This is a genomic window from Microvirgula curvata (assembly GCF_054781615.1).
In genome coordinates this window covers 335,630-354,896 of the sequence record NZ_BAAGUB010000035.1, presented here as the reverse complement: position 1 = coordinate 354,896, position 19,267 = coordinate 335,630, and the positions used below count along the sequence as shown (strand labels likewise).

Here is a 19,267-nt window from a genome sequence, read left to right as displayed (position 1 = left end):
AAGGCCTCAATAAAGAGAAGGCCCGGCATTCGCCGGGCCTTCTTTTCGGGGTGTCTGCGGTCGCAGGCACCCGCTGATCGCCACCGTCAGCCGAAGAAATCCTTCAGCTTGTCCATGAACGACTTCGCCTTCGGGTTGTGCGTACCCGGCGCATCGAGGCTGATCGACTCGAACTCGCGCAGCAGTTCCTTCTGCCGCTCGGTCAGCTTGACCGGCGTCTCGATCAGCACATGGCACATCAGGTCGCCATGCTGGCTGCCGCGCAGCGCCTTGATACCCTTGCCACGCAGGCGGAATACCTGCCCGGACTGGGTTTCCGGCGGAATGCGGATCTTGGCCGCCCCATCCAGCGTCGGGATCTCGATCTCTCCCCCCAGCGCCGCGCTGGTGAACGAGATCGGCATTTCGCAATGCAGGTCGGTGCCGTCACGCTGGAATACCGCATGCTGGCGGATCTGCGTGACCACGTACAGGTCGCCATGCGGGCCGCCATTGGTGCCCGGCTCGCCTTCTCCGGCCAGGCGGATGCGGTCACCATCGTCGACGCCGGCCGGAATCTTCACGTTCAGCGTCTTCTGCTTCTTCACCCGTCCGGCGCCATTGCAGGCACGGCACGGATCGGTAATCTGCTTGCCGCTGCCATGGCAGGTCGGGCAGGTCTGCTGGATCGAGAAGAAGCCCTGCTGCATGCGCACCTGGCCCACGCCGCCGCACGTCGAGCAGGTCTTGGCCTCGGTGCCCGGCTTGGCGCCGCTGCCGTGGCAGACATCGCACTCATCCATGGTCGGAATGCGGATCTGCTTCTCGCAGCCGCGCGCCGCTTCTTCCAGCGTGATTTCCAGGTTGTAGCGCAGGTCGGAGCCGCGGTACACATTGCTGCGCCCGCCGCCACCGCCGCCGGCACGTCCGCCACCGAAGATGTCGCCGAAGATGTCGGCAAAGGCATCGCCAAAGCCACCGAAGCCGGCACCGCCCGCCCCGCCAGCCTGCGGGTCGACCCCGGCGTGGCCATACTGGTCATAGGCCGCGCGTTTCTGTCCGTCGGACAGGATCTCGTACGCTTCCTTGGCTTCCTTGAACTTCTCTTCCGCTTCCTTGCTGTCCGGATTGCGGTCCGGGTGATACTTCATCGCCAGCTTGCGGTAAGACTTCTTGATTTCTTCTTCTGACGCATCCCGGTTCAGGCCCAGTACGTCATAGCAATCTTTTTTCGCCATCGCTTCATTCACCACGGAGTCACGAAGCGCGTGCTGTCGCTCCATGCATGAGATTGACCAACAAAGAAAGGCACAGAGGCCGGGACCAACGACCCCGAGACTCCGTGCCTCTTTGACTCGGACAAGATCAGTTCTTGTCTTTTTTCACTTCTTCGAACTCGGCATCGACCACATTGCCGTCGTCATTGTGACCGGCTTCGGCCTTCTCCGCACCCGGCGCACCGGCGCCTTCGGCCTGGGCCTGGGCGTACATGAGTTCGCCCAGCTTCTGGCTGGCCTTGGCCAGGGCTTCGGTCTTGGCTTCGATCACGTCCTTGTCGTCGCCACCGGCCACGGCTTCGGTTTCCTTCAGCGCGTCCTCGATCTTGGCCTTTTCGTCGGCGGCGATCTTGTCACCGTATTCGGTCAGCGACTTTTTCACGCTGTGGATCAGGGCTTCGGCCTGGTTCCTGGCCTGCACCAGCGCCACCAGCTTCTTGTCTTCCTCGGCGTTGACCTCGGCGTCATTGACCATGCGCTGGATCTCTTCCTCGGACAGACCCGAGCTGGCCTGGATGGTGATCTTGTTTTCCTTGCCGGTCGCCTTGTCCTTGGCCGATACGTGCAGGATGCCGTTGGCGTCAATGTCGAAAGTGACTTCGATCTGCGGCATGCCGCGCGGTGCCGGCGGAATGTCCGACAGATTGAACTGACCCAGCGACTTGTTGGCACCGGCCTTTTCGCGTTCGCCCTGCAGCACGTGGATCGTCACCGCGTTCTGGTTGTCGTCGGCGGTCGAGAACACTTGCGATGCCTTGGTCGGAATCGTGGTGTTCTTCTGGATCAGCTTGGTCATCACGCCGCCCAGCGTCTCGATGCCGAGGCTCAGCGGGGTCACGTCCAGCAGCAGCAGGTCCTTGCGGTCGCCCGACAGCACCGAGCCCTGGATCGACGCGCCAACGGCAACGGCTTCGTCCGGGTTCACGTCACGGCGCGGTGCCTTGCCGAAGAAGGCTTCGACGGCGTCGATCACCTTCGGCATGCGGGTCTGGCCACCGACCAGGATCACGTCGTCGATGTCGCTGACCTTCAGGCCGGCGTCCTTGATGGCCACGCGGCACGGTTCGATCGAGCGTTCGACCAGCTCTTCGACCAGCGATTCGAACTTGGCGCGGGTGATCTTCATCGCCAGGTGCTTCGGACCGCTGGCGTCCATGGTCACGTACGGCAGGTTGATTTCGGTCTGCTGCGAGCTGGACAGTTCGATCTTGGCCTTTTCCGCCGCTTCCTTCAGGCGTTGCAGCGCCATCACGTCCTGCTTCAGGTCGACGCCCTGTTCCTTCTTGAACTCGGTCACGATGTAGTCGATCAGGCGCTGGTCGAAGTCTTCGCCACCGAGGAAGGTGTCACCGTTGGTGGCCAGCACTTCGAACTGCTTTTCACCGTCGACATCGGCGATCTCGATGATCGACACGTCGAAGGTGCCGCCGCCGAGGTCATACACGGCGATCTTGCGGTCGCCCTTCTCGTTCTTGTCCATGCCGAACGCCAGCGCGGCAGCGGTCGGTTCGTTGATGATGCGCTTCACGTCCAGACCGGCGATGCGGCCGGCATCCTTGGTCGCCTGACGCTGGCTGTCGTTGAAGTAGGCCGGCACGGTGATGACCGCTTCGGTGACTTCTTCACCGAGGTAGTCTTCGGCAGTCTTCTTCATCTTGCGCAGCACTTCGGCGCTGATCTGCGGCGGGGCCATCTTCTTGCCGCGCACTTCGACCCAGGCGTCGCCGTTGTCGGCCTTGACGATGGAGAACGGCATCAGGCTGATGTCCTTCTGCACTTCCTTCTCTTCGAACCGGCGGCCGATCAGACGCTTCGACGCGTAGATGGTGTTTCTGGCGTTGGTGACCGCCTGGCGCTTGGCCGGGGCGCCGACCAGGATTTCGCCATCTTCCATGTAGGCGATGACCGACGGCGTGGTGCGTGCACCTTCGGCGTTCTCGATCACCTTCGGCTGGCCGTTTTCGACCACCGACACGCAGGAGTTGGTGGTGCCGAGGTCAATACCGATGATTTTGCCCATTGTTCGATCCTTCCTAGAATTTTGCTTTTGGTACGGCGCCATGCGCGCCGCATCTCATTAACCATGTTCGGGATATGGGGAGGCGATTTGCGCTTTCAAGCCCCCCGCTGGCGGGACATTGCGCCGTTTATGCTTTCGGTCTGGCGACAATGACCATTGCCGGGCGCAGCACGCGGTCGGCGATCAGATAGCCCTTCTGCATCACGCGCACCACGGTGTTCGCATCCTGTTCGCTGTCTTCCATGCTCATCGCCTGGTGACGGTGCGGATCGAGCTTCTCGCCCACTTCCGGGTTGATGTCGATGATCTGCGCCTTGTCGAAGGCCGTGACCAGCTGTTTCAGCGTCATGTCGACGCCCATCTTCATCGCTTCGATATTGCCCGACGTGTCGAGCAGTGCCATTTCCAGGCAGTCCTTTACCGGCAGCAGTTCGACGGCAATCTTGCCGACGGCGTACTTGCCGGCGGCGGCCACGTCCTCGGCGGCGCGGCGGCGCATGTTCTCGGTATCCGCCTTCGCGCGCAGGAACTGGTCCTTCAGCTCGGCGATCTGGGCTTCCAGTTCAGCAATGCGGGCGTCCGGTTGCTGCGTGCCCTCGTCGGCGGCGGTGTTGTCCACGAGTTCTTCCGGCGTCACTTGATCCTGGTTCTGCATGATTCACCTCAAATCGGAAAGTCGCACCCTAAGTAGGGACATCCCCGCCGCTTTCAAGCCCCGCCCGGGCCGCGCACTGCAACAATCGACAGCCGGACAGTCGCCATCCCGCCTGCCGCCGCCCTGGCGGCAGGGTTCGTTTACGACCGCCTGCCCGGCTCCTTTCCGCGCATGACTGGTCGTGAGCAACCCATTAAAAGTCCAAGATTTTTCACTTGCGAACAGAAGGCAAAAAGGGTTTGCTGCATTGCACACAACTATGCTTGAATCGTTTGCACATCCCCACCGGGAGCGTGCCAGCGCCGGCAAAAACGGCCGGTTATGCTCCCACCGGCGCATCGCTATCCGCGGTGCGCCCACCCGCCCCGCCGGAACCGGCGCGGGTGCATGGCGAAGGCCAGGGAGACGGGGTCACCCCGCCGGACGTACAAAACATAATAGAGGTCAAACTGTCATGACGACTCGCGAACAACGCATTGCAGCCATCGAAAAAGAATGGGCCGAAAACCCGCGCTGGAAGGGCATCAAGCGCGGCTACTCCGCCGCCGACGTGGAGCGTCTGCGCGGCTCCTTCCCGATCGAGTACACGCTGGCACGCCGCGGCGCGGAAAAACTCTGGAACCTGGTCCACGACGAACCGTTCATCAACTGCCTCGGCGCCCTGACCGGCGGTCAGGCGATGCAGCAGGTCAAGGCCGGCATCAAGGCCATCTACCTGTCCGGCTGGCAGGTCGCCGCCGACAACAACAGCTACATGTCGATGTACCCGGACCAGTCGCTGTACCCGGTCAATTCGGTACCGGCCGTGGTCGAGCGCATCAACAACACCTTCAAGCGCGCTGACGAGATCCAGCATGCCAAGCAGATCGCCGAAGGCGACAAGGGCTACACCGACTACTTCGCCCCGATCGTGGCCGATGCCGAAGCCGGCTTCGGCGGCGTGCTGAATGCCTACGAACTGATGAAGTCCATGATCAAGGCCGGTGCGGCCGGCGTTCACTTCGAAGACCAGCTCGCCTCGGTGAAGAAGTGTGGCCACATGGGTGGCAAGGTGCTGGTGCCGACGCAGGAAGCCGTGCAGAAGCTGATCGCCGCCCGTCTCGCCGCCGACGTGCTCGGCGTGCCGACACTGATCCTGGCCCGTACCGATGCCGAAGCCGCCGACCTGTGCACCAGCGACGTCGACAGCAACGACAAGCCGTTCATGACCGGCGAGCGCACGGCCGAAGGCTTCTACAAGACCAAGAAGGGTCTGGAACAGGCGATCAGCCGCGGCCTGGCCTATGCCCCGTATGCCGATCTGATCTGGTGCGAAACCGGCACGCCGGACCTCGAGTTCGCCCGTGCCTTCGCCGAAGCGATCCACGCCCAGTTCCCGGGCAAGCTGCTGGCCTACAACTGCTCGCCGTCGTTCAACTGGAAGAAAAACCTCGACGATGCCACCATCGCCAGGTTCCAGCGCGAGCTCGGCGCCATGGGCTACAAGTACCAGTTCATCACCCTCGCTGGCATCCACAGCATGTGGTACAACATGTTCGATCTGGCACAGGACTATGCGCAGCGCGGCATGTCGGCCTATGTCGAGAAGGTGCAGGAGCCGGAATTCGCCGCTCGCGATCGTGGCTACACCTTCGTGTCGCACCAGCAGGAAGTGGGCACCGGTTACTTCGACGACGTGACCACCGTGATTCAGGGCGGCGCCTCCAGCGTGACCGCACTGACCGGTTCCACCGAGGAAGAACAGTTCCATTGAGAGTGGCATAGTTCGGGTACCGGCGGTGCGTGCGCCGCTGGAACACGCCCGACGTAGTGTAAGGGGGCTGCCGGGAACGGTAGTCCCCTGTTTCATTTCAGCCTCTTTGATCACGAAGTTCACATCCTTCGTGTTTTTCATTCGCGCCGGCGCACACCTTCGTCGTGGGAAAGTGACAGCAATACCGATGAAACCTGCTCCGGATAGTCCACGCGTTCCCTCCCCCCGCATCTGGCATCACGCCGGCCAGTGGGAGCTGCGCGATGTCAGCGATTCCGCCGCCTGCTACGCCCCGCATGTGCACGACACGTTCTCGCTGGGACAGATCGTGGCCGGTGCCAGCCAGTGCCTGATCGACGGCCTCGTCCGTCCGATTGCGGCCGGAGCGGCGGTGCTGGTCCGCGCCGGTGACGTGCATGCGTGCAATCCCGATCCGGGCCGGCCGTGGAGCTACCGGATGCTGCATGTCGACCCGGCCTGGCTGGCGCGTCTGGCACTGAACGAACCGGCATCGGCCCTGCAGCCGGACGCGCCCGGCATCCACGATGGCTTCCAGCAACTGGTCGCCGCGCTGGAACGGCAGGACAGCGTGCTGGCCATCGACGAGATCCTGTATCGCCTGCTGCGGCCACTGGCGCCCGCCGTCCCGTCGCGGCCTCGCGACCAGCCGCACCATGTCGGACGCGCGTGTGATTACCTGCACGAACATGCGTGCGATGCGGTCGATCTGGCCACGCTGGCCGATCTCGCCGGCCTGAGCCCGTGGCAGCTGATCCGCGCGATCCGTCGCCAGACCGGGCTGACGCCGCATGCACTGCAACTGAACCTGCGCATCCAGCGCGCCCGGGTCTGGCTGCGCCAGGGCATGGCGCCGGCCGACGCCGCCCAGCAGGCCGGTTTTGCCGACCAGAGCCATTTCACCCGCCAGTTCAAGCGCCAGACCGCCCTGACCCCGGGGGGCTACCGCCAGGCCTTGCGCACGGCCTGAACGCGCAATTTCGTTCAAGACCCGCAGCAGCAGCCATCACACACTGGGCACCCCTTGTCCTTCCGATGGCGGTCCCGATGCATGAATTCCTGTTGATGGCGCTGGCGCACTGGCTGGCACTGCTCAGCCCCGGTCCCGATTTCCTGTTGCTGAGCCGCACCACGCTGCGCCACGGCTTTCGTCCCGGCACCCGGGTCGCCGCCGGCATCGCCGTCGCCAACGGCCTGTGGATCGTGCTGGCGCTGTCCGGCGTCGGCTACCTGCAGCGCTGGCCGGCGGCCACCCGCATCATGCAGACCGGCGGTGCGCTGTTCCTGCTGTATGTCGGCTGGCATTTCCTGCGCGCCCGCCCGGATGGCAGTGACGAGGCCACGCCGCTCGCCGCGCCCGCGTCGCCCGCACCGTTCCTGCTCGGCCTGGCATCCGGTCTCGGCAATCCGAAGAACGGGCTGTTCTACACCGGCCTGTTCTCGATCGGTATTGCCGCCAGTACGCCGTCGTGGCAGCAGGCGCTGTACGGGCTGTGGATGTTCGCACTGGTCTGGGTGTGGGATGTCGGCATGGCGTGGCTGATCGGCCGGCCGGCCAGCCGGCGCGGCCTGCACCGCTGGCAGTGGAAGCTGGAGCGGCTGGCCGGTGCGCTGCTGATGGCGCTCGGCATCGGCCTGCTGCTCGGCTGAGGCAAGAAGCCCTTGCCACCCCCGGCGGGCAGCGGCAATGATGCTGACCTTTCCGCCCCTCTGTCACGGTCTCATGTCCCCGATCCGCAAACCGCTTGATGGCACCGCCATCGGCCTGATGATTCTGCTGTGCGCCTGCTGGGGCATGCAGCAGGTAGCGATCAAGGCCGCCTCCCCATTCCTGCATCCGGTGTTGCAGAACGGGCTGCGCTCGCTGATTGCCGCGCTGCTGATCGTCGGCGTCATGCGCTGGCGACGGCAGGGCTTCTCGTTCCGCGACGGCCGTTTCTGGCCGGGCATTGGCGCCGGGCTGCTGTTCAGCGGCGAGTTTCTGCTGGTCGCGCTCGGTCTGTTGCACACCACGGCCTCGCACATGGTGGTATTTCTCTATACCGCACCGATTTTCACCGCGCTCGGCCTGCACCTGCTGGTGCCCGGAGAGCGGCTGTCGTTCAGCCAGTGGAGTGGCGTGCTGCTGGCTTTCTCCGGCATGGCGCTGGCGTTCTCCAACAGTTTTTCGACCGGCGTCGACCCGGACACGCTGCTCGGCGACGCGTTCGGTGTGGGTGCCGGCATGCTGTGGGCCGGCACTACCGTGCTGATCCGCGCGTCAGTGCTGTCCGAGGCGCCACCGACGCAGACGCTGCTGTACCAGCTCGGCGTCGCGTCGCTGTCACTGCTGGCCACCAGTGCCATCATGGGTTACTGGCGCGGGGCGGACATGAACGGTATCGCCTGGGCCAGCCTGCTGTTCCAGGGCTTCGTCATTGCTTTCGCCAGTTTCCTGGCCTGGTTCTGGCTGCTGCGTCGCTATCTGGCATCCAGACTGTCGGCGTTCTCGTTCCTGACCCCGCTGTTCGGCGTCGCCCTCGGTGTGCTGCTGATGAACGACCCGCTGGACCCGCGCTTTGTCGCCGGCGCGGTACTGGTGTTCGCCGGCATCGTGCTGGTCAATCTGCGCCGCGGTTGAGCGACGGCCATTGCAGCCGTTCGATCAGCGCGGTGGCTGCATCCTCCATGTCCTGCCGGCCGTCACCGACCAGTGTCTGCCGGTCGTCGCTGGACATCGGGCTGGCGCCGCCGGCGGTCACGCGCAGGGTCATCACCCCGACCCGGACCGGCTCGCGATAGTCGCCCGGATAACCGAGACCGGCGCCATAGCCCCAGCCACCTCCGCCACGCCAGCCGCCGTAACCACCGTAGACGGTGGGTGCCGGCACCGAACGCCAGGCGGTTTCGCTCTGCAGACCGAAGCACAGGCTGACTGCCGGATGCGCGTTGTCCTCGCGCCAGCCACGCAGTGCCAGCCGGGTCTTGATCCATTCGCCGAACTGATAGCCGGCCGACGGCGCACAGCGCAGTGCATAAGTCGGTGCCCCGCTGTCGGCAGCGGCCACTCCCGGCAGACCGGCCAGCAGACCCGCCAGCAGCAGCCAGCCATATCGCTTGCTTCCCATGGTTTCAGTCCCAGTAGTCCGGGTCGGCATAGACCGCCCGCAAATGATCGACAAAGGCGCGTACCCGCTGTGGCAGGAATTTGCGCTGCTGTACCACGGCGCAGACCGGATAGTCGGGTGACGAGTAGGCATCGAGTACCGTCATCAACCGCCCATCGGTCAGGTCGTCCTTCACTTCCCACAGCGAACGCCACGCCAGCCCGTAGCCCTTCAGCGCCCAGTCGTGCAGTACCGCGCCATCATTGCATTCGAGCCGCCCCTGAACCCGCCAGTTCACCAGCCGGCCGTCTATCATGAAGGTCCAGCCCCGGGCACGGCTCGAGCCCAGGGTCAGGCAGTCGAACTGGTCGAGATCGGCCGGCGAGGCCGGAATGCCGCGCCGCGACAGATAGGCCGGTGACGCCACCACCACCCGGCGGTTTTCCGCCAGCCGCACCGCGACCAGGCTGGAGTCGGCCAGGTCGCTGATGCGGATGGCGACGTCGACGCGCTCGGCCACCAGGTCGACCAGCCGGTCGGACAGGTCGATGGTCACGCGCACGTCCGGATTCGCCTGCTGAAAGGTAGCCACATGCGGCGCGACATGCCGTCGACCGAACCCGGCCGGCGCGCTGACGCGCAGATGGCCGCGTGCGCGGCTGGAACCGCTGGCGACGGCCGCCTCGGCCGCCGCCAGTTCACCAAGCAGGCGCTGGCAGTCTTCGTGGAAAGCGCCACCTTCCTGCGTCAGGGTGACCCGGCGCGTGGTGCGCACCAGCAACCGGACGCCGAGGCGTTCTTCCAGCGCGTCGATGCGGCGGCCGATGACGGCCGGCACGACGCCCTCGGCCCGCGCCGCCGCGGACAGGCTGCCGAGGTTGACCACGTCGACAAAGGTCTGCATCTGGCGAAAATCACTCATTAGCTACTTAAAAGTAAAAAGTGTGATGCGATTCTAGCCATTTTTCTGTACTCGCCATAGCTATAGACTGCATTCATCGCATCACAGCGCCCCGCACCGACCGTCTGACCGGTTCCCCGCCGCTGTGCATGCGCCAATACGACTACAACAGGAGAAAGTGTCATGTCGCAATTGCCCGCAGGCGTGGAAGTCCTTGCCGAAATCACCCCGGCCTATGCCGAGATCCTGACCCCCGAAGCGCTGGCCTTCATCGCCAGCCTGCATCGCCAGTTCGAAGGCCGTCGCCGCGAACTGATGGCCGCCCGCGATGTGCGCCAGAAGGAACTCGACGCCGGCAAGCTGCCGGACTTCCTGCCGGAAACCGCCGCCGTCCGCGCCGGCGACTGGACCATTGCGCCGCTGCCGCATGACCTGCTCGACCGTCGGGTGGAAATCACCGGCCCGGTCGAACGCAAGATGATGATCAATGCGTTCAACTCCGGCGCCAAGAGCTTCATGGCCGACTTCGAGGACTCGAACTGCCCGAGCTGGGACAACCAGCTGCAAGGCCTGATCAACGTCCGTGATGCGTATCGCAAGACGATTTCCTTCACCTCGCCGGAAGGCAAGGTCTACAAGCTGAACGAGCAGATCGCCACTCTGGTGCTGCGCCCGCGTGGCTGGCACCTGACCGAGAAGCACATCAAGGTCGACGGCGAGATCATCTCCGGTTCGATCTTCGACTTTGCGCTGTCGTTCTTCCACAACATCGACTATCTGGTCGCCAACGGCTCCGCCACTTATTACTACCTGCCGAAGATGGAAAGCCATCTGGAAGCCCGGCTGTGGAACGACATCTTCGTCGCCGCCCAGGACGCGCTCGGCATCAAGCAGGGCACCATCAAGGCCACGGTGCTGATCGAAACCATTCTCGGCGCGTTCGAGATGGACGAAATCCTGTACGAACTGCGCGAACACAGCTCGGGCCTGAACGCCGGCCGCTGGGACTACATTTTCAGCTGCATCAAGAAGTTCCGCACCAACCGCGACTTCTGCCTGGCCGACCGCGCCAGAATCAACATGACCGTGCCGTTCATGCGTGCCTATGCGCTGCTGCTGCTGAAGACCTGCCACAAGCGCAATGCGCCGGCGATCGGCGGCATGGCCGCGCTGATTCCGATCAAGAACGATCCGGTCAAGAACGAAGCCGCCATGGCCGGCATCCGTGCCGACAAGAACCGCGACGCAACCGACGGCTACGATGGCGGCTGGGTTGCCCACCCGGGCCTGGTGCCGGTGGCGATGGCCGAATTCGACGCCGTGCTCGGTGACCGTCCGAACCAGATCGGCAAGCAGCGCGACGACATCAATGTCACCGCCGCCGAACTGCTCGACTTCCGTCCGGAAGCGCCGATCACCGAAGCCGGCCTGCGCATGAACATCAACGTCGGCATCCAGTACATCGGTGCCTGGATCTCGGGCAACGGCTGCGTGCCGATCCACAATCTGATGGAAGATGCGGCCACGGCGGAAATCTCCCGCTCGCAGATCTGGCAGTGGATCCGCTCGCCGAAGGGCAAGCTGGAAGACGGTCGCAAGGTCACCACCGAGCTGTTCCGCGAACTGCTGGCCGATGAAGTGGCCCAGCTGGAAGTCGCTTACGGCGCCAAGTGGACCAAGCAGTACCAGGACGCCGCGCGGATGTTCGACCTGCTGACCACGGCGGATGACTTCGTCGAGTTCCTGACCCTGCCGGGCTACGAATACATCGACTGATACCGCCTAACGGTTCTGGACGACGCCCGCTTGCGCGGGCGTTTTTGCGTCCGCCTTTTCCGCACAATGGCCCCGGCCGTAGGCCAGGTTCCTGATGATCAGCGCCGGCAGCGCCACCACTTCGTCATCGAAACCCGGCTCGACGTCAAACGGACCGGCGTACACGCTGCCAGGCACCCGCCACTGTTTCGCCTCGGACACCGATGCCGCGTCCTTCGGACGCTGCCTGCCGTCACGCCCCCATGCGCCATGCCCGTTCGGGCCATGCGAGATCAGTGCCGCCGCCACCGTGACCGGCGTGTAACTGGCGGGCTCCGGCAGCGGCCGGAACCGGATCGAGGCGGTTGGCTTGCCGTGCAGTCCGCCCGCTTCGGCATACGCCGGACTGACCACATAGCTGTACAGATTGCCATGCCGGTCATGACCATACGGCAGCCCCAGCGTCCTCCACGGCAGGATGCCGATACCGGCGCATTCCCCCTTGTTCTCCATGCCGGCTGCCCCCCCCGCGCGGGCCGGGCACGGCAGCCGGCACGCCTCGATTGCGAACTGCTCCAGTGCAGCCACCGCATCGTCCGCGCGCAGACTGAACGCAGCGGTACCGGTCCGGTGCCGCAGCAGGTTCAGCGCCGGCAGGGCAAACATGCCGAGCAGCAGACCGACGATGGCCAGGCTGATCGCCAGCTCGATCAGCGTGAAGCCGCGCGGGACCGGCTCAGCAGGGCGTGCCATCGTGCCCCAGCCGATAGTTTCCCGCCGCCGGCCCCGACCAGCGCGCCGCCGTGCCGTCCTCCGCCTGCAGCGTATAGCGGCGACGGCAGCCCTTGAAGCGGAAGCCGTCCTGTCCGGCGACCTCCTGCAGCGTGTCCCGCCACGCCAGTGGCCACAGGCAACCGCGCCCCGGCTTGTTGCTCCCCTGTTCCTGATCAGTGCGGCACGACGCTGGCAGCGCGGCCAGCCACGGCTCGCTCCGGTCTCTGGCGACGGCATCAAGCCAGGCGTCATAACCCTGCCCGTCAACGCAGCCGCGCGGCTTGTCCACCTGTTGTGCCGCCCAGTTGCGGCAGGCGACCAGCGCCGCAGCTGCCGCATCGGCCATCGGTGTCAGCGCTGCCAGGTACTCGTGGCGGCGGATCACCGCCCAGCGGCCGGACGGCGGTGCCAGCTTCCTGCCGATCTCCAGCCCTCCAGCCCGACTGGCCCAGTCGGGAATGTCGCGCGCGCCCAGTTTCCGTTCATGAATGCCGGTAGGCTGCTGGTCAATCACCAGTACGACCATGGCGTCATCGATGCCATGGTCGGGCAGTTGCAGGGCCGGTGCCTCTTTCACCGCCTGCGCGGTCAGCACGATGTCACCCGGCGTCCTGACCAGCATGCTCACCGCCGCATACCAGACCGTACGTCCGCTGCCGGGACGGGCAGACGGCGCCAGATCGGCCAGCGGATACAGACCCAGCCCGAACGGGTAAGGCGGCTTGTAGAGATTGTGGCTGCAGTCCTGCCGCGCCCCCGAGACCAGGCAGTTGCCGCCGACATAGGGCCGCCGCAGCCAGCCGGACCAGGTGCGCTTCTCCAGCGTGCTGCCGCCGCGCACCACATCCAGCAGTCGCTGGCGCAACATGCCCAGCAGCCGCGCATCGTGGAGGACCGCCGCCCGGCGCGCCTCGCCGGCAAGCGCGTACAGCCATGATGTCGCCAGCGTGACCAGCAACACGAACAGCATCGGCAGCAGCACCTGTCCGCGCTGCCGCCGGACAGGGTCGACGTGCATGACTGTCTTCCTGGAACGGGACCACACCATCATGCCCGGATGGCGACGACGGCAACGACCCGCCCACGCCGCCGGGCCGCCCGCGTGGGCGAAATACCACAGCCGGCGGGCCTTTCGACCCACTTGCCGGTAGAATGCCGGCCTCATTACTTCGATCCGCCCGGCCAACCCGAAAGGTGGCCGGCGTTGCTTTCTATTTACGGAATCCGTGCATGAACGCCGTTGTCATTGCCGTTGTCGTCATGCTGGCGCTGAGTCTCGCCCGCGTGAATGTCGTTATCTCCCTTATCGTCGGCAGTCTGGTCGGTGGCCTGACCGGTGGCCTGACCATCGCCCGCACGCTGGAAGCCTTCAACGCCGGCATCGGCGGTGGTGCCGGCGTGGCGCTGTCGTATGCGCTGCTCGGCGCGTTTGCCCTGGCGCTGGCACAGTCCGGCCTGCCGCATGCGCTGGCCGACTGGCTGCTGGGCAAGGCTCGCCACGGTCGTGGCAGCGGACTGAAGTGGGGGGTGCTCGGCTCGCTGACCCTGCTGGCGATCTCGTCGCAAAACGTCCTGCCGATCCACATTGCCTTCATTCCGCTGGTGGTGCCGCCGCTGCTGTATGTGTTCGCCCGTCTCCGGCTCGACCGCCGCGCGGTGGCCTGCGTGCTGACCTTCGGTCTGATTACGCCGTACATGGTGCTGCCGGTCGGTTTCGGTGAAATCTTCCTCAAGCAGATCCTGCTCGGCAATGTGGCCAAGTCCGGGCTCGACGTAACCGGGCTCGATGTCAGCCAGGCGATGCTGATCCCGGCGCTCGGCATGCTGGCCGGCCTGCTGATTGCGCTGTTTGTCAGCTACCGCAAGCCGCGCGACTACGACGAGGCGCGCATCCGCGATGTCGAACGCGAAGATATCCGTTACAGCCGCCGCTCGCTGACCGTGTCGCTGCTGGCGGTCGCGGTCGCCTTCGGCGTGCAGTTGTGGGTCGACTCGATGCTGATCGGCGCCCTGGCCGGCTTCCTGGTGTTCGTGCTCGGCGGTGTGGTCAGCTGGCGCGAAGCCGACACGGTGTTTTCCAACGGCATGAAGATGATGGCGACCATCGGTCTGGTGATGATCGCTGCTGCCGGCTTCGCCGAAGTGCTGAAGGCGACCGGCGACATCCAGTTGCTGGTCGAGCAGTCGGTGTCGGTGATCGGAAACAGCCGCGGGCTGGCCGCGCTGCTGATGCTGCTGGTCGGTCTGCTGGTGACGCTGGGCATCGGCTCGTCGTTCTCGACCGTGCCGATTCTGGCCGCGATCTATGTGCCGCTGGCGATGGCACTGGGCTTCTCGCCACTGGCCATCGTCAGTCTGGTCGGCACTGCCGGCGCGCTGGGCGATGCCGGCAGCCCGGCCTCGGACTCGACCCTCGGCCCGACCTCCGGCCTGAATGTCGACGGCCAGCACGACCACATGTGGGACACCGTGGTGCCGACTTTCCTGCACTACAACCTGCCGGTACTGGTGGCTGGCTGGATCGCCGCCATGGTGCTGTAGGCCGGGACGGGCACAGCGCCAGTCCGGCTCAGTCTTTGTCGCGCGGCTGCCAGTAGCGCGGCGCGCGCTGCCGCCAGGCGCTGACCCCGACCTCGCGCCCGAGACGGATGTCGATCGCACCGTGGCGGTCGGTGCGCCAGCGGGTCATGCCGTGATCGGCATAGCGTTGCCAGACAGCGGCCTGCGGATGGCGATAGCGGTTCAGATAGCCGGCGCTGACCACGACATGCTGCGCCGCCACGGCGGCCAGAAAATCGTCGCCGGACGAGGTGCGGCTGCCATGGTGTGGCGAGATCAGCACATCGGCGCGCAGCGGCAGACCGAGCAGCGCCGCCTCGCTGGCGCGACCGATATCGCCGGTCAGCAGTATCGACCGGCCCGCCGCGCCGGTCACTTTCAGTACGCAGCTGGATGCATTGGTTTCCAGCGCCGCCGCGTCGTTCCCCGGCCAGAACACCTCGAAATCGACCCCGTCCCAGTGCCAGCGCTGCCCGGCCCGACATGCGCCGCAGGGCCAGCGCGCGTCCAGCGCTTCCGGCTGGCTGACCTGGCACTGGCTGTGTGGCCAGCGCGGCGCCAGCGCCGGCCAGCCGCCGGCATGGTCGGCATCGGCATGCGACAGCATGACCCGGTCCGGTGCAGTGATCCCGCGTCCGGCCAGATACGGCAGCAGCGTGCTGTCGGCCACATTCCAGTCGGCGTTGCCCGGCCCGACGTCATACACCAGCACATGGTGCCGGGTTTCCACCACCATCGCCAGTCCCTGACCGACATCCAGTACGGTCGCCCACACCTCGCCCGGCGGCGGCCGCTCGGCGCGCGCCAGCAGCAACGGCAGCCAGCACGGCAGCAGCAACAGCCGCAATGGCCACAGCGGCAGCAGCATCAGCAGCGCAGCAATGCCGGCCAGCCAGAGGGTCCAGACCGGCGGCGTCGGCAGTGTCCACGGCGGCCACTGCGCCAGCCAGTCCAGCGGCGACATCGCCAGCCCGATCAGGTCCGCGGCCCAGCGCAGTGGCGGGTCGAACGGCTGGGCGACCGCCAGCAGTGACAGCGGGGTCAGCAGCAGGCCGATCAGCGGCAGCGCCCAGGCATTGGCCAGCGGCGACACCCATGGCAGCTGGCCGAACCAGCCGGCCAGCAGCGGCACCGACAGGACACTGACCGCGCCCTGTGCCTGCAGGTTTCCCGCCAGCCAGCCGGGGCGACACAGGCGGCCGCTGCCGGCCAGCAGCAAGGCCGCAACCAGGCCGAACGACAGCCAGAAACCCGGCAGGGTGACCGCCCACGGGTCGGCCAGCGTGACCAGCGCCAGCGCGCTGAGCCAGATTTTTCGCGCCGGCCAGCGCGACCGCAGCGCCAGCGCCAGCCCGCAGGCAGCCAGCATCAGCAGCGCCCGCTGCGCCGATACGCCAAAGCCGGCCAGCAGCGCATAGGCGCCGGCTGCCGTCAGCCCGGTCGTGCAGGCAAGCAGTCGCGGCGGCCACCGGCCACGACCAAAGCGGCGGGCCAGTCGCAGCGCGGCCCAGGCGGCCAGCGCGGCGACAAAGCCCAGGTGCACGCCGGAGACGCAGACCAGGTGGGTGGTGCCGGTACGGGCGAACACGTCCCACTGTGCACGGTCGATGCCGGTCCGCTCACCGAGCGTCAGTGCCATCAGCACGCCGGCTGCCGGATGGTCGCCCAGCACGCGGTCGAACCGGTCGCGCAGGCGCTCCCGCATCTGCCCGATGCCGGCCTGCAGCGAAGACCGTGCCGGCAGCGCCCGCCGTTGTCTGACGCTGCAGTTCGCCAGCCGCCGCTGGGCGATCAGCCAGCGCTCGGTATCGGCGGCATGCGGATTGGCATACGCATGCAGGCGCTTGCAGCGCAGTTCGGCACGCCAGACCGAGCCGGCCGGCCAGGCCCGTCGCTCCCGGTCGGCGACCGAAAAGGTGGCCGGCAGCGCGGCGTCCGGCGTATGCAGCTGCAGCCGCTGCGCATCGAAGCGGGTCGAGATCAGGCCGTAATGGGCCAGACCGATTACCTGCAGCTCGACCGACTGCGAGCGGTTCTCCCAGGCCGGCGGCAGCATGTCATCCAGCCGCAGCCGGATGCGCAGCGCGCTCAATGCCAGTCCGGCGCACAGAGCGACCAGCAGGCCGGTGCGCCAGCCAGGCCAGCGACCGGACAGCGCCAGTACGGCCACGGCTGCCGGCGCATGCCACGGCAGCGGCGCCGGCAGCCACGGCGGGATGGCCATGCCGAGCGTGAACAGCAGCAGGGGATACATGCCGTGCTCCGGGCAGAAACATCGCTCCATTTCACGCCAGCGATCGCCGCCCGCCTAATCGGCTTTGCCTGCACTGTGGCTTTCCCGTCACAATGCCGGCCTTACGCCATTCCCGCCTCCCCCATCATGTTCCACGGTCTGTATGCCCTTCCCGACGCCGACGCCGCGCGCGCCGACGACCTCGCCGCCCGCTTCGCGCTGCCGCGCCTGAGCGCGCCGCCCGCCGACGGCTACTGGCTGGCGCTCGGCGACACGCGGCTGGAACTGGTGACGGCCCATGGCCATGGCGCGGTCTACGCCGATTTTGTCGAGGGTGCCGCCCGGCACCGGCGCGAGCACGGCGGCGGCAGCGGCCAGCCGGTGGCGCGGGCGATCGGCATCAAGGGCGGAAATCGTCCGAGCGTGGTCGATGCCACTGCCGGTCTTGGCCGCGACGCGTTCGTGCTGGCCACCCTGGGCTGCGAGGTCACGCTGCTGGAACGCTCACCGGTCGCCGCCGCGCTGCTCGACGATGCGCTGTCGCGCGCCGCCGCCGACCCGGCCACCGCCGCGATCGCGGCGCGCATGCGGCTGGTGCATGCCGATGCCGCCGACTGGCTGGCCGCGCTGGACCCGGCGGTGCGCCCCGATGTGGTCTACCTCGATCCGATGTTCCCCGATACCGGCAAGAGCGCGGCGGCCAAGAAGGACATGCAGGCCTTTCAGGTCGTGATCGGTGACGATACCGATGCCGGCAAGCTGGTCGCCGCCGCACGCGGCGCGGCGAAAAAACGGGTGGTAGTCAAACGGCCGCGCCTCGGCGTGCAGCTCGGCGACGACAAGCCGTCGACGCAGCTGGTCGGCAAGAGCACCCGTTTCGATCTCTATACGCCGTCGCGCTGAACCGTCCGGCCGACGCGGTCGAGGCGGAATGATGCCAGCGCCCAGGCCCACAGCTCGTCCAGCCCGGCGCAATCGGCCGGCGGCCGGTGATTCAGCCGGCACAGCGCCCGGCGCAGCTCGTCCGCGGCATGGTCGATGGAAATGGCCGGCGCCAGCGTCTGCTTGGACAGTTTCTCGCCCTCGGCATTGCACACCAGCGGCAAATGGGCATGGCGGGGTCGCGAATGGCCGAGCGCGTCGATCAGCACCAGCTGACGCGGTGTCGAATCGAGCAGGTCGGCCCCCCGGACCACGTCGGTCATGCCCTGTGCGTGGTCGTCGACCAGCACCGCAAGCTGGTAGGCCCAGAAACCGTCGGCACGCTTGAGCACGAAATCGCCGACCTCCTGCGCCACGTCCTGCTGCTGCAGGCCGAACACGCGATCCTCGAAGCTCACCTCGCCCGCCGGCACCCGCAGCCGCCAGGCGCGCGGCTGGCGACCGGCCGGCAGCCCGTCACGGCAGGTTCCGGGATACACATGACCGTCCACGCCGCGTCGGGCGACGGCGGCAATCTCCTTGCGCGTGCAGGCGCACGGATAGGCATCGCCGCTGGCGACCAGTTGCGCCAGCGCAGCGGCGTAGCGCGGATGGCGGTCATGCTGGTAGACCACTTCGCCATCCCACTCGAAGCCGAAGGCTTCCAGCGTGCGCAGGATGTCGGCGCTGGCACCGGGCATTTCGCGCGGCGGGTCGAGGTCTTCGATCCGCACCCACCACTCGCCGCCCTGGACGCGGGCATCGAGGTAGCTGCCGACGGCGGTCAGCAGGGAGCCGGCGTGCAGCCGGCCGGTCGGGCTGGGGGCGAAACGCCCGCGGTAGGCGGGCGTCATCGGCTGCCGCCCCCGTTCACCCGGGGACGAAGGCAACGGCAGCCGCCACGCGGGCGGCTACACTGTCTGGGAAGGTGAGTCACTTTAGTTGTTCCGGTCACGGCGTGCGGCAGGATGCCCGCACGCGAGAACGTAAAGGATACGCAACCATGGCCTATGTCGTCACCGAAGCCTGTATCCGCTGCAAGTACACCGACTGCGTCACGGTCTGTCCGGTCGACTGTTTCCACGAAGGGCCCAATTTCCTCGTCATCGACCCGGACGAGTGCATCGACTGCATGCTGTGCGTGCCGGAATGCCCGGTGGACGCCATTTATGCCGACGACGATGTCCCGGCCGACCAGCGCCACTTCATTGCGCTGAACGCCGAACTGGCCGCCAATCCGAAATGGAAACCGATCACGCTGCAGAAGCCGCCACTGCCCGACGCCGCGCAGTGGGCACAGGTCAGGGACAAGTTCGACCAGCTCGACCGCGGCTGA

General features: G+C 66.4%; 17 protein-coding genes. 8 read left to right on the top strand and 9 right to left on the bottom strand.

The genetic code is table 11. The annotated features are described in order from the left end of the window. Positions 1-86: 86 nt before the first annotated feature. From dnaJ to grpE, 3 genes are all read right to left on the bottom strand, one after another. A complete protein-coding gene (gene dnaJ / locus ACYVG8_RS16580; RefSeq protein ID WP_028497904.1) occupies positions 87-1,217 on the bottom strand; it encodes a molecular chaperone DnaJ in 1,131 nt (376 codons plus the stop codon). 127 nt (positions 1,218-1,344) lie between these two features. After that, positions 1,345-3,276: a molecular chaperone DnaK gene (gene dnaK / locus ACYVG8_RS16575; RefSeq protein WP_028497905.1), complete on the bottom strand. Its 1,932-nt coding sequence runs from the start codon at positions 3,274-3,276 to the stop codon at positions 1,345-1,347. A gap of 127 nt (positions 3,277-3,403) precedes the next feature. After that, the gene (gene grpE / locus ACYVG8_RS16570; protein WP_028497906.1) at positions 3,404-3,931 is read right to left on the bottom strand and encodes a nucleotide exchange factor GrpE; all 528 of its coding nucleotides are present in this window, start codon (positions 3,929-3,931) and stop codon (positions 3,404-3,406) included. Positions 3,932-4,385: 454 nt separating this feature from the next. On the opposite strand from grpE, the gene aceA reads away from it, so the two are divergent. The 4 genes from aceA (at position 4,386) to ACYVG8_RS16550 (ending at position 8,322) form a co-directional block, all read left to right on the top strand. After that, positions 4,386-5,684 carry an isocitrate lyase gene (aceA, locus tag ACYVG8_RS16565; protein ID WP_028497907.1) on the top strand — a complete coding sequence of 433 codons (1,299 nt, stop codon included), beginning with the start codon at positions 4,386-4,388 and terminating at the stop codon, positions 5,682-5,684. A 187-nt stretch (positions 5,685-5,871) separates the two neighbouring features. Further along, on the top strand, positions 5,872-6,672 hold the full coding sequence (locus tag ACYVG8_RS16560; protein WP_460746336.1) for a helix-turn-helix transcriptional regulator: 801 nt from the start codon (positions 5,872-5,874) through the stop codon (positions 6,670-6,672). A gap of 77 nt (positions 6,673-6,749) precedes the next feature. Beyond that, positions 6,750-7,352, top strand: coding sequence for a LysE family translocator (locus ACYVG8_RS16555; RefSeq protein ID WP_036385137.1), 603 nt, complete (start codon positions 6,750-6,752; stop codon positions 7,350-7,352). Between the two features lie 73 nt (positions 7,353-7,425). Next, positions 7,426-8,322, top strand: coding sequence for a DMT family transporter (locus tag ACYVG8_RS16550; protein ID WP_460746334.1), 897 nt, complete (start codon positions 7,426-7,428; stop codon positions 8,320-8,322). On the opposite strand, the gene ACYVG8_RS16545 is transcribed toward ACYVG8_RS16550, so the two are convergent. Continuing rightward, entirely contained in the window at positions 8,303-8,809 is a 507-nt protein-coding gene (locus ACYVG8_RS16545; protein WP_460746333.1) for a hypothetical protein, read from the bottom strand. The genes ACYVG8_RS16550 and ACYVG8_RS16545 overlap by 20 nt on opposite strands. A 4-nt stretch (positions 8,810-8,813) precedes the next feature. Further along, positions 8,814-9,710, bottom strand: a complete 897-nt coding sequence (locus ACYVG8_RS16540) for a LysR family transcriptional regulator (RefSeq protein ID WP_028497912.1) — start codon at positions 9,708-9,710, stop codon at positions 8,814-8,816. A 162-nt stretch (positions 9,711-9,872) separates the two neighbouring features. Between ACYVG8_RS16540 and aceB the strand changes: the two genes are divergently transcribed. Beyond that, positions 9,873-11,465: a malate synthase A gene (gene aceB / locus ACYVG8_RS16535; RefSeq protein ID WP_028497913.1), complete on the top strand. Its 1,593-nt coding sequence runs from the start codon at positions 9,873-9,875 to the stop codon at positions 11,463-11,465. Positions 11,466-11,471: 6 nt separating this feature from the next. Here aceB and ACYVG8_RS16530 read toward each other — a convergent pair whose 3' ends face one another. Both ACYVG8_RS16530 and ACYVG8_RS16525 read right to left on the bottom strand, forming a co-directional pair. Further along, complete coding sequence (locus ACYVG8_RS16530) at positions 11,472-12,197, bottom strand: type II secretion system protein (RefSeq protein WP_460746329.1); 726 nt, start codon at positions 12,195-12,197, stop codon at positions 11,472-11,474. Further along, complete coding sequence (locus ACYVG8_RS16525) at positions 12,181-13,236, bottom strand: hypothetical protein (protein WP_028497914.1); 1,056 nt, start codon at positions 13,234-13,236, stop codon at positions 12,181-12,183. Before ACYVG8_RS16525 ends, ACYVG8_RS16530 begins: the two co-directional genes overlap by 17 nt. Positions 13,237-13,448: 212 nt before the next feature. Between ACYVG8_RS16525 and ACYVG8_RS16520 the strand changes: the two genes are divergently transcribed. Continuing rightward, positions 13,449-14,759 (top strand): Na+/H+ antiporter family protein, encoded by a 1,311-nt coding sequence (locus ACYVG8_RS16520; RefSeq protein WP_028497915.1) that lies wholly within the window; start codon positions 13,449-13,451, stop codon positions 14,757-14,759. Positions 14,760-14,787: 28 nt separating this feature from the next. Here the strand turns inward: ACYVG8_RS16520 and ACYVG8_RS16515 are convergent, their stop codons facing one another. Continuing rightward, positions 14,788-17,031, bottom strand: coding sequence for a DNA internalization-related competence protein ComEC/Rec2 (locus ACYVG8_RS16515; protein WP_460746328.1), 2,244 nt, complete (start codon positions 17,029-17,031; stop codon positions 14,788-14,790). A gap of 126 nt (positions 17,032-17,157) precedes the next feature. Here ACYVG8_RS16515 and ACYVG8_RS16510 point away from each other — a divergent pair, with 126 nt between their 5' ends. Beyond that, on the top strand, positions 17,158-17,913 hold the full coding sequence (locus ACYVG8_RS16510; RefSeq protein WP_460746326.1) for a class I SAM-dependent methyltransferase: 756 nt from the start codon (positions 17,158-17,160) through the stop codon (positions 17,911-17,913). Here ACYVG8_RS16510 and gluQRS read toward each other — a convergent pair. Further along, positions 17,895-18,785, bottom strand: coding sequence for a tRNA glutamyl-Q(34) synthetase GluQRS (gluQRS, locus tag ACYVG8_RS16505; RefSeq protein WP_460746325.1), 891 nt, complete (start codon positions 18,783-18,785; stop codon positions 17,895-17,897). The genes ACYVG8_RS16510 and gluQRS overlap by 19 nt on opposite strands. Positions 18,786-18,934: 149 nt before the next feature. Between gluQRS and fdxA the strand changes: the two genes are divergently transcribed. Continuing rightward, positions 18,935-19,267 carry a ferredoxin FdxA gene (fdxA, locus tag ACYVG8_RS16500; protein WP_107888748.1) on the top strand — a complete coding sequence of 111 codons (333 nt, stop codon included), beginning with the start codon at positions 18,935-18,937 and terminating at the stop codon, positions 19,265-19,267.

Bases quoted from the DNA above. Each gene is read 5' to 3' on its own strand.
- dnaJ (WP_028497904.1), bottom strand. From the start codon at position 1,217: ATGGCGAAAAAAGATTGCTATGACGTACTGGGCCTGAACCGGGATGCG.
- fdxA (WP_107888748.1), top strand. From the start codon at position 18,935: ATGGCCTATGTCGTCACCGAAGCCTGTATCCGCTGCAAGTACACCGAC.
- ACYVG8_RS16520 (WP_028497915.1), top strand. From the start codon at position 13,449: ATGAACGCCGTTGTCATTGCCGTTGTCGTCATGCTGGCGCTGAGTCTC.
- aceB (WP_028497913.1), top strand. From the start codon at position 9,873: ATGTCGCAATTGCCCGCAGGCGTGGAAGTCCTTGCCGAAATCACCCCG.
- ACYVG8_RS16530 (WP_460746329.1), bottom strand. From the start codon at position 12,197: ATGGCACGCCCTGCTGAGCCGGTCCCGCGCGGCTTCACGCTGATCGAG.
- dnaK (WP_028497905.1), bottom strand. From the start codon at position 3,276: ATGGGCAAAATCATCGGTATTGACCTCGGCACCACCAACTCCTGCGTG.
- aceA (WP_028497907.1), top strand. From the start codon at position 4,386: ATGACGACTCGCGAACAACGCATTGCAGCCATCGAAAAAGAATGGGCC.
- ACYVG8_RS16540 (WP_028497912.1), bottom strand. From the start codon at position 9,710: ATGAGTGATTTTCGCCAGATGCAGACCTTTGTCGACGTGGTCAACCTC.
- ACYVG8_RS16525 (WP_028497914.1), bottom strand. From the start codon at position 13,236: ATGCACGTCGACCCTGTCCGGCGGCAGCGCGGACAGGTGCTGCTGCCG.
- ACYVG8_RS16510 (WP_460746326.1), top strand. From the start codon at position 17,158: ATGTTCCACGGTCTGTATGCCCTTCCCGACGCCGACGCCGCGCGCGCC.
- ACYVG8_RS16515 (WP_460746328.1), bottom strand. From the start codon at position 17,031: ATGTATCCCCTGCTGCTGTTCACGCTCGGCATGGCCATCCCGCCGTGG.
- ACYVG8_RS16545 (WP_460746333.1), bottom strand. From the start codon at position 8,809: ATGGGAAGCAAGCGATATGGCTGGCTGCTGCTGGCGGGTCTGCTGGCC.
- gluQRS (WP_460746325.1), bottom strand. From the start codon at position 18,785: ATGACGCCCGCCTACCGCGGGCGTTTCGCCCCCAGCCCGACCGGCCGG.
- ACYVG8_RS16550 (WP_460746334.1), top strand. From the start codon at position 7,426: ATGTCCCCGATCCGCAAACCGCTTGATGGCACCGCCATCGGCCTGATG.
- grpE (WP_028497906.1), bottom strand. From the start codon at position 3,931: ATGCAGAACCAGGATCAAGTGACGCCGGAAGAACTCGTGGACAACACC.
- ACYVG8_RS16555 (WP_036385137.1), top strand. From the start codon at position 6,750: ATGCATGAATTCCTGTTGATGGCGCTGGCGCACTGGCTGGCACTGCTC.
- ACYVG8_RS16560 (WP_460746336.1), top strand. From the start codon at position 5,872: ATGAAACCTGCTCCGGATAGTCCACGCGTTCCCTCCCCCCGCATCTGG.